Annotated in this window: 5 protein-coding genes and 1 pseudogene; 2 read left to right on the top strand and 4 right to left on the bottom strand. The window is 43.3% G+C overall.

Annotated elements, in window-relative coordinates; genetic code table 11:
* Nucleotides 1-262 precede the first annotated feature (262 nt).
* Complete coding sequence (locus RM368_RS25970; RefSeq protein ID WP_322696705.1) at nucleotides 263-3,793, bottom strand: NB-ARC domain-containing protein; 3,531 nt, start codon at nucleotides 3,791-3,793, stop codon at nucleotides 263-265.
* A 292-nt stretch (nucleotides 3,794-4,085) separates the two neighbouring features.
* Here RM368_RS25970 and RM368_RS25965 point away from each other — a divergent pair.
* Nucleotides 4,086-4,214: pseudogene (locus RM368_RS25965) on the top strand (formyltetrahydrofolate deformylase); the annotation flags it as partial.
* A gap of 81 nt (nucleotides 4,215-4,295) precedes the next feature.
* Here RM368_RS25965 and RM368_RS25960 read toward each other — a convergent pair.
* The 3 genes from RM368_RS25960 to RM368_RS25950 all read right to left on the bottom strand — a co-directional run bounded on the left by RM368_RS25960 (nucleotide 4,296) and on the right by RM368_RS25950 (nucleotide 5,661).
* On the bottom strand, nucleotides 4,296-4,640 hold the full coding sequence (locus RM368_RS25960; protein ID WP_322696704.1) for a hypothetical protein: 345 nt from the start codon (nucleotides 4,638-4,640) through the stop codon (nucleotides 4,296-4,298).
* 127 nt (nucleotides 4,641-4,767) lie between these two features.
* The gene (locus RM368_RS25955) at nucleotides 4,768-5,436 is read right to left on the bottom strand and encodes a pentapeptide repeat-containing protein (protein ID WP_322696703.1); all 669 of its coding nucleotides are present in this window, start codon (nucleotides 5,434-5,436) and stop codon (nucleotides 4,768-4,770) included.
* A 15-nt stretch (nucleotides 5,437-5,451) separates the two neighbouring features.
* Nucleotides 5,452-5,661, bottom strand: a complete 210-nt coding sequence (locus RM368_RS25950) for a hypothetical protein (RefSeq protein WP_322696702.1) — start codon at nucleotides 5,659-5,661, stop codon at nucleotides 5,452-5,454.
* A gap of 161 nt (nucleotides 5,662-5,822) precedes the next feature.
* On the opposite strand from RM368_RS25950, the gene RM368_RS25945 reads away from it, so the two are divergent.
* Nucleotides 5,823-8,111 (top strand): FUSC family protein, encoded by a 2,289-nt coding sequence (locus RM368_RS25945; RefSeq protein WP_322696701.1) that lies wholly within the window; start codon nucleotides 5,823-5,825, stop codon nucleotides 8,109-8,111.
* Nucleotides 8,112-8,271 lie beyond the last annotated feature (160 nt).

Raw genomic sequence — 8,271 nt, 5'->3', positions numbered from 1 at the left:
CTGACTCTATTACATCCCTACCTCACTTTAAAAGATGTTGGTAATGACAAGGCCTCCAGGCTGGGAATCCATTCTGGGAGGCTTCGCCTCCTCTTTCTTGACCAGAGGCAGCAGCCCTCTGGGAATACATTCCCAGCCTCCAAGCTGGTAACGAGGCTAAGGGGGAAAGGTTTTTTATCCCTTACCCTTTACCCTTTCCCCTTTCCCCAGTCCTCACAAGCGCATTTTTGGGTTGGCAGACTACTAGGCTAATGATTTGAATTTAGATAACTGCTCCTAAAGAGGTCAACGTGGCAGTTGTCGCCTCAGTTAAACCTTTAACTCCGAAAATATTCATTTGTTCATAGGGCTTACTTGCTCTCATGGTTTTTAAGCATTTGCCTGTTACGATATCCCAAAGTCTAATCGTTTCATCGTCACCGCCACTAACTAAGGTTTGGTTGTCTGGACTAAAAGCAACTGACCAAACCAAGCCTGTATGTCCGTGCAAAACTTTCAGACACTCGCCTGTAGAGACATCCCACAACTTGATTGTCAGATCGTGACTAGTGCTAGCCAGTATTCTGCCGTTAGGGCTAAAGGCGATCGATTGCAACCAGTTTGTGTCCGCTTGTAAAACTTTCAGGCACTCACCCGTGTCTGGATTCCACAGCCTGATTGTTCGATCTGGACTAGCACTTGCCAGGATATTACCATCGGGAGCGATCGCAATTGCCCAAATCCAACTAGTGTGTCCTGCCAATGTTCTGAGGCAGTTACCCGTGTGAATATCCCATAACTTGACCGTTTGATCCCAGGAGCCACTTGCCAATATCTCGCCTTGAGAGATGAAGGCAACTGACCAAACCGCAGCGTTATGTCCCTGTAAGGTTCTTAAGGTTCGACCCGAACGAACATCCCATAATTTTATAGTACAGTCTTCACTGCCACTTGCGATCGTCTGGCTGTCGGGACTAAAGGCAATCGATAAAACTGCGGCGCGATGTCCCTGTAAAGTTTTTAAGGTTTGACCTGAAGAAACATCCCATATTTTTAGTGTTTTATCTACACTACTGCTGACTAGGATATTTCCTTGATGATTAAAGATAACTGAATGAACCGAGTTGGAATGTCCTTTTAACACTTGGAGGCATTCGCCAGTTGCAACATCCCATAACCTCACAGTGCGATCGCGGCTGCTACTAGCAAAAATTTGACCAATGCTTGACAAACTAGCACTAACAGGACTAAAGGTGACAGAGAGTATTTGATTGGTATATCCTTGTAGGGTCTTGAGGCATTCACCTGTCTCGAAACTCCATAGCTTCACGGTTTGATCGTGGCCGCCGCTAGCCAGAAACTTACCTTGGGGGCTGAAGGCAACTGAAAAAACCCAACTGAAATGTCCTTGCAGCGTTTTGAAACATTCACCCGTATCGACATTCCATAACTTCACGGTATGATCGTGCCCACCACTAGCCAAAAGGTCGCCTTGTGGGCTGAAGGCCACAGAAAAAACTCGATTTGAATGCCCCAGAAGTGTTTTGAGACATTCAGCCGTTTGAGTCTTCCATAGCTTAATAGTTTGATCCTCGCTGCCAGTTGCTAGTATCTGACCATCTGGACTGAGGGTAATTGACCGGATTCCACTATTATGATGCTTTTCAAACGTTTGCATACACTTTCCAGTGTTGATATCCCACAATTTAACGGTGCGATCGTCACTACCACTCAACAGTTGAGTATTTCCCCTAAAGACAACAGAGAGTACCCAACTAAGATGTCCCTCAAGTGTTTTCAAGCATTCTCCAGTGCTGCTATTCCATAGCTTCACGGTGCAGTCATCGCTACCACTTGCTAATGTGCAATTATCTTGGCTAAATGCAACCGACCAAACCTCATTTGTATGCCCTTCTAAGGTGCGAAGGCACTGACCAGTACTAACATCCCATAGCTTTATTGTATAATCTGTGCTACCGCTAGCGAGAATCTTACCATCAGGGCTGAACGTCAGTGATGTTACCCAACTCTTGTGTCGCGTGCAGATGAAGACTGGTTGCACATCGCTAACTTGGTAGAGATGAATTTCTCCATTACTGTCACCTACCGCCAGAAGTTCTCCATCAGGACTAAAGGCTACCGCATGAATAGCGCCAAAGGTTTCAGTAAACGTACACCTCGCTAGATTGGCATAAGCAAAATTTGTATTTTGCAAATTTACATCTCGGAGGTCAGCCTGCCAAATGGTTAAACCAGAGAAATCATAGCCTGTTAAATTAGTTTCTAGTTGATTGAGTAAGTTAAGAATATTACCTGCTACATATCCCGGCTCCAAGGGTGACTTCTCTCGCTGCTTGAGTAAGATTTGAGTCAGTTCATATTCCAAGTTTTTTTTACCTTGCAACAGTGGAATTAATCGGTTAATCAGGGGATAGAGAATCAGACGAATTTGAGTCTCTCTGATATAGTCTTTGGCGGTAGCTTTGATCAGAGCATGGCTTCTAAAAAGTGAAAACTCCTGCTTTGCAATCTCCTCACAAACTTGTTCAACCAAGCGACTTGTCACGTACTCCATCACGACTGGCTGTAGAGTGAAGCAAGTTGTATGTCGTTCAATAAGCGATCGCCGTCCCAAAGATTCCAGCGTTTCAACTAAATTGAGTTGTGGAAAAGGCAATACTAAATCTTCTCGTAACTTGGAGAGGGTAACTGGCTCCCGATTAATTGCTAGCCAGTACATTACATGCTTTCCCTCATCAGATATACGCTCAAATTGCTGCTCTAATAGATCGCGAAGATCGCCAAATACGGTGGTTTCCTCCTTTAAAAACTCAGAAATATAACCATCAAATAAATCTTGAATTGTAGTTGCGACAATTTTTAAAGCTAAGGCATTGCCTCCATAGCGTTTGACCAGTGCGCTGAATTGAGTTTCTGAACCCTTGAGCCTCTTGCTCTTAAGAATTTCCTCTCCCTCTCCTTCTTTTAGTCCACCCAATCGCAAAGTTCGCACTGGCAAGGCTTCTCCTTCTAAAGAGGCGACCTCTTTCGGTTTTTCTCGCGTTGTGAGTAGCAAGCAACTCTGGTGCTCTGATTTACCTACTCGTTTGAGGAGTTCGCCATACTGCTCATATCCAACCCTATATTGTCCTGCTCGACTCCCACCACGTAATACAGCATCTACATTATCGAACACGACCAAGCAGCGCATTTCCTTAAAGTAGTTAAGCAGTTGGGAAATTTTATCACTAATGCTTTCCGGCAATTCTGCCTCGGTTTCTTGCTCGTCAGACAGAAACTGAATGATGCTACCCAAGAATGTATCAATGGGTGGAGCGTCATACAGCGATCGCCAGACAATACAATCAAATTTGTCTTGCATTAGTTCTGCCAATTTAATCGACAGAGAAGTTTTTCCGACTCCACCCATTCCAAGAATGGTAACTAACCGACACGAATCCTTCAGCAGCCATTCATCCAGAGTACTGAGTTCTTCTGTACGTCCGTAAAATGCTAAGACAGAAACAGCTTCCCCCCAATCTTGACGGCCATTGGAATCTGAGGTTGAATAGTAGCCTTCGCATAGAGAGCTATCAAAACCAAGAAAGAGAGCCTCAAGTGTTCGCTTGTCAACTCCCTTCCTACGGTTCAAAACTTTTCTAATTGTTAGAGGATCTAAGTTAGTGCGGTAGCTTAACTCTTCAAGAGTAAATCTCTTGCCAAAATTATCTCGAAACTCAAACTTGTGCCTTGCTTCCTCAAACTTCTGTAAACCAACAGAAGTGAGTATAACTCCGCGCTTGCGTCTTGGCATACCCAAATTCCTCTACAGACAAAGATAGATTTAGCACAGAACTTAAGTACTTTTTCACCCAAGATATATTTATAACTGTTTTCGGTTTTTTTTGATGGTGTCAATAATGACTTTTTTATTTTTAACCGAAACTTCGCAAAATTGACTAAAACGTTTTCCACTCAATACTGGAGTTTAGACTAGTTTCCGGTGCGAAACTTCAAACCTTTATGGTGATTGATATACATCCAATTTTACCGACACCCACCCGAAACTTGAGCAGGATTTATAGTACGCTTGAACTATTAAACTAATTATTGAACAAGATGTGGTGCGAGTTAGTCACCGTGATGAAGTTGATGATTTGGTGAGAAAAGGTAAAGATTTAGAGAGAATTGTATTAGCAAGAGCGGTGCGATCGCACTTGCAAAATCGTGAGTAGCAGTGGTTTCTAGTTTCTGCTTTAATGTGAAATTTTTACCACGCATATAGATAATGCAAGTGTTAGTATCTAGCAGAAATTTCACAGGATGGGTTCGCGTTCTTGTTGTTGTCCTTGGGAATGGCGAAAGAATGTTTCATCTTGAATACATCCATAGAATTTAGTCAAAGGATATTCTGGAATTTCAATTTGGGTTTCTAGTTCTAGGGACTCAATGAGGGTTTTTAGCAATGTCAAGCCTCGGCTAAGGTCGAGTTCTTCGGTGAGTTCAGCCAAGGGGGATTGACGGAAGAATTCTGAAAGTTTGGTGGGTTGATCTGGGTGGGTGTTGTGTGTGTTCAGGCTTTGGGCAAGGAATTGGATAATATACAATTTATCGTTGGGGGAAAGCTGAAGGAGTTGTTGTTCGAGCTCTGGGATAGCCATGATGGGGTTTAAGTAGAGGATAATTTTATTTACTTTCACTCTTCAGGGGTTAATCTAGTAGTCTGTCAATAAATAATTGAGGGATAAAGACGCTTCAATTTGATTCGTGCATGTGCGGTAGTAAATTCTATCTTGGTGGGGTTTCATTCCGAATACTACCATCTGGCATGATGGTATTAATGAAAGTAACTCTCTCCAGCTTGGCACCTTCCAAATTAACCCCAGTTAAGTTAGCATCTTTGATATAAGTACCCTCCAAAATAGCGTTGCTCAGGTTGGCTCCGGTCAAATCAATATTCATCAAATCGGTGGAGGTCAAGTTAGCACCACTCAAATCAACACCTCTCAAATCCCCGCTCAAACCGCATCTACCTATATAGGCTCCTTTCAAGCTAACACCGCTCAGGTTGGCACCACCAAGTTGGGAGAAGGACAAATTGGCACCACTCAGATTAGCACCGCTCAGGTTGGCTCTATCCAAGGAAACCTTGGTCATGTGGGCATTACTGAGATTAGCCCCACTCAAGTTAGCATCTCTCATGGGCCAATCAAACCAAGCTCCACTCAAATTGGCACCACTCAAATTGATACCATTCATCTCGCCAGCGTATCTGAGGTCAGCATTACTCAAATTAATCCCATTCAAATTGGCTCTATTCAAAATGCTGCCAGCCCCTATAGCCCAATAGTAGTCCTGCCCTCTATCAGGAACACGCAACTTAACCCAGGCGAAATCTCGTTCCCCAGCAGCATATCGGCGCAGCAACTCTTCAACCTCTATGACTTTTCTTTCCATACCTCATCCTCTACATCAACCAATACCATCAACTCTACCGCTAAAACCCTCTGGTCTATCCTCTTCGACCCCACCAACCCAGTAGTAATAAAGATTACCAACAGTTAGGTCTGATGCTTGTTGCAAATTAGATGTAACTAATGTTTTATAACCAGTAATTTCAGCTTGTTCACTAATATAAAATTCGTAATCTCGACGTAGTTCAGGCTCGAATATAAATAACAACTGGTCACGAAGCGAATAGAAATGAGATTTTTTGGTTAAACTCTCATATACTAATGCACCATTGTTAAACCGCCTTCCTTACAGAGAAAAAATAGTTATTTCAAGAATGGCTAAAATGCTGTAAGAAGCGATCGCGCTTTGTTATAATCGCCAGTCTGATAATGTCATTTACAGATAAACGTCCTCTGGGTTGGTTGTTGCAGCAGTTTCAACTCCAGCCAGGTAAACCCGCCCTTTCCTCTGGATTGCGTAGCCTTTTTGTACTGGGTGTTCCGATTGGAATTGGCATCATTACAGGTCATACTGCTGAAAGTGCGATCGCCACTATGGCAGCTTGGTTTGTTGGGATGGTAAATGTTGACGGAGCCTACCGTCAGCGAGCAATTGCGATGATCGCAGCTACGATTGGGGTAACTGTGATGTTCCTAATCGCAAGTCTGGTTAGCAGTCATCTCTGGTTAGCTGTCCCGACCACATTCTTGGTAATATTTATCGCAGGTTTAGCAAATCTTTATGGCAACGTGGCTGCATCTGTCAGCTTGATTACTTCGATCATGTTTGTGATCGCGCTGGCTAGATTCGCTGCATTTTCTAATTTGCCTACTCTTATTCAACATTGTGGGCTATGTCTGGCTGGTGGAACATGGACAACTGTCTTGTCATTAGGACTGTGGGTGGTGCGTCCTTATGTACCTGCAATGCAGATAGTTGCTAACTGTTATTTCTCTTTAAGCAATTTTGTGGACTTGTTAGGCCACAGAGCATTGAATCCAAAGGATCGTCAGGAGTGGGAACAGCGATTTTTGCAAGCTCAGGATACAGTTATTCAAAACTTGATATCTGCCCGTAGCGTCTGGACAACTATTTGGACTAGGCAAAGAGGAGCTAACCTACGAGGAAATCAGTTACTCGTATTAATCGAGGATGTAAATCAAATTGTTAATTCTGTTGTCGCACTGAACGAACTATTAGCGATCGCATCCGAACATCAATTATTTTCTCGGTTACAGCCAGAAATTCAACAAGTTATACAACAGTCGGCAATTGCTCTGCAAATGTTATCAGAAGCGATCGCTAAAGGAAAAAACTCACCTCACTTAGGGGATCTCGATCGCAGTCTTGAAGCACTAGAACACCAAAGGCAAGTTCTGCGTTCACAAATCCTTAATCAAACTATCAATGCTCAGACAGATGATTATTCCGATCTCCTCAACCTTGGGAAGATTACAGCCAGTTTGACAAAGCTAGTAGAGCAAATTCATACTGATGCAGAGATTGTTACAGATTTAAGCCAAGGAAAACTGCGTAACAGCATTGCTCAACGAGATATTTCCCCTCCAGCCCAACCAGAACGTTCTACAATCATTGATACGCTGCGAAATAACTTCACTTTTGATTCAGTCCTCTTTCGTCATGCGTTGCGCCTCGCACTGATCGTAACTTTTGCTGAATTAATTGCCTCGGTATTCCAACTACCTAGAGGCTACTGGATCACGCTCACAGCTTTAGTTGCACTCAAACCCAACTTTGGCGGAACGTCACAGACAACAGTCCAAAGAGTCATCGGTACTATTTTAGGTGGAATTATTGGCATTGCTTTGATTTTACTAGTTAAGAATCAATTGGCGATCGCAGTTTGTTTCCTGCTGCTAGTATTTGTGGCGATGTCAGTGCGATCGTTAAGTTACAGCATATTCATCATACTGCTCACTCCCGCTATCATATTGCTACTCAACATGATTAGTGCAAGTGGCTGGGAGGTTGGATTATTGCGGATCTTCGATAGCTTTGCTGGGGGTGTCTTAGCACTACTTGGTAGTTATTTGCTTTTCCCTACTTGGGAACGACAGCAACTTCCTGCACAACTAGAAAAGACAATTCGAGCTAATCTTGCTTACTTTCAGCAAGTAATAGCTAACTATCTTCATCCAGAACATAATGCGATCGCTGATTCTATCAATATGCTACGCCACCAAGCAGCACTAGAGAACGTCAACGCCAACGCCGCAGCTCAACGATTGTTCAGCGAACCTCGTCACATTCAGGGAGAAATCGAACCTGTAATGACGCTGATGACATACATTCGTGGCTTTTTCAGTTCGGTAACAACTTTGGCAGAACATCTGCGGGAATTTAGCGGCGAGTACCAATTTACTGAACTCAAGCGACTTGCCGATACCATTGTCCAAGTTTTAGAAAACTTAGCAGATGCCCTTGGACAGGGACACTCACCCCAACCATTACCAGCGCTGGATAGCGATCTCGAAGCAATTCACAACCAAATCCAACAGCTACATACTGCCCGGTTATCAGAAATTGCTACCAATTCCAACACTTTAACTCCCACATTACAAGCCGTTCGAGAACAAACTCCACTCTCTACAGAACTGGATCGAATTGTGAATGAAATTAAAATTATGCACTGTGTAATTGCTCGTCTGCAAGAATAATTTTCGGCGTTGCAGAACAGAGGGATGAATTTAGGCAGGCAGGGGGAGCAGGGGGAGAGAAAAAAGCTTAACTGAACTGTATTGATTTATAACCCGCAACTTGGGTTAGTACAACATTTGATTAATTCGTAGCTAATTAAATTTGCCAATGCGTCCCTTT

Source organism: Nostoc sp. DedSLP03 (assembly GCF_034530815.1).
Taxonomy (GTDB): Bacteria; Cyanobacteriota; Cyanobacteriia; order Cyanobacteriales; family Nostocaceae; genus Nostoc.
The sequence above is the reverse complement of the archived record's forward strand: the minus strand, read 5'-3'. Positions and strand labels throughout refer to the sequence as shown.

What these genes read in the sequence shown, in the direction of transcription:
- RM368_RS25970 (WP_322696705.1), bottom strand. Translation starts at nt 3,793, where the DNA reads ATGCCAAGACGCAAGCGCGGAGTTATACTCACTTCTGTTGGTTTACAG.
- RM368_RS25945 (WP_322696701.1), top strand. Translation starts at nt 5,823, where the DNA reads ATGTCATTTACAGATAAACGTCCTCTGGGTTGGTTGTTGCAGCAGTTT.
- RM368_RS25960 (WP_322696704.1), bottom strand. Translation starts at nt 4,640, where the DNA reads ATGGCTATCCCAGAGCTCGAACAACAACTCCTTCAGCTTTCCCCCAAC.
- RM368_RS25955 (WP_322696703.1), bottom strand. Translation starts at nt 5,436, where the DNA reads ATGGAAAGAAAAGTCATAGAGGTTGAAGAGTTGCTGCGCCGATATGCT.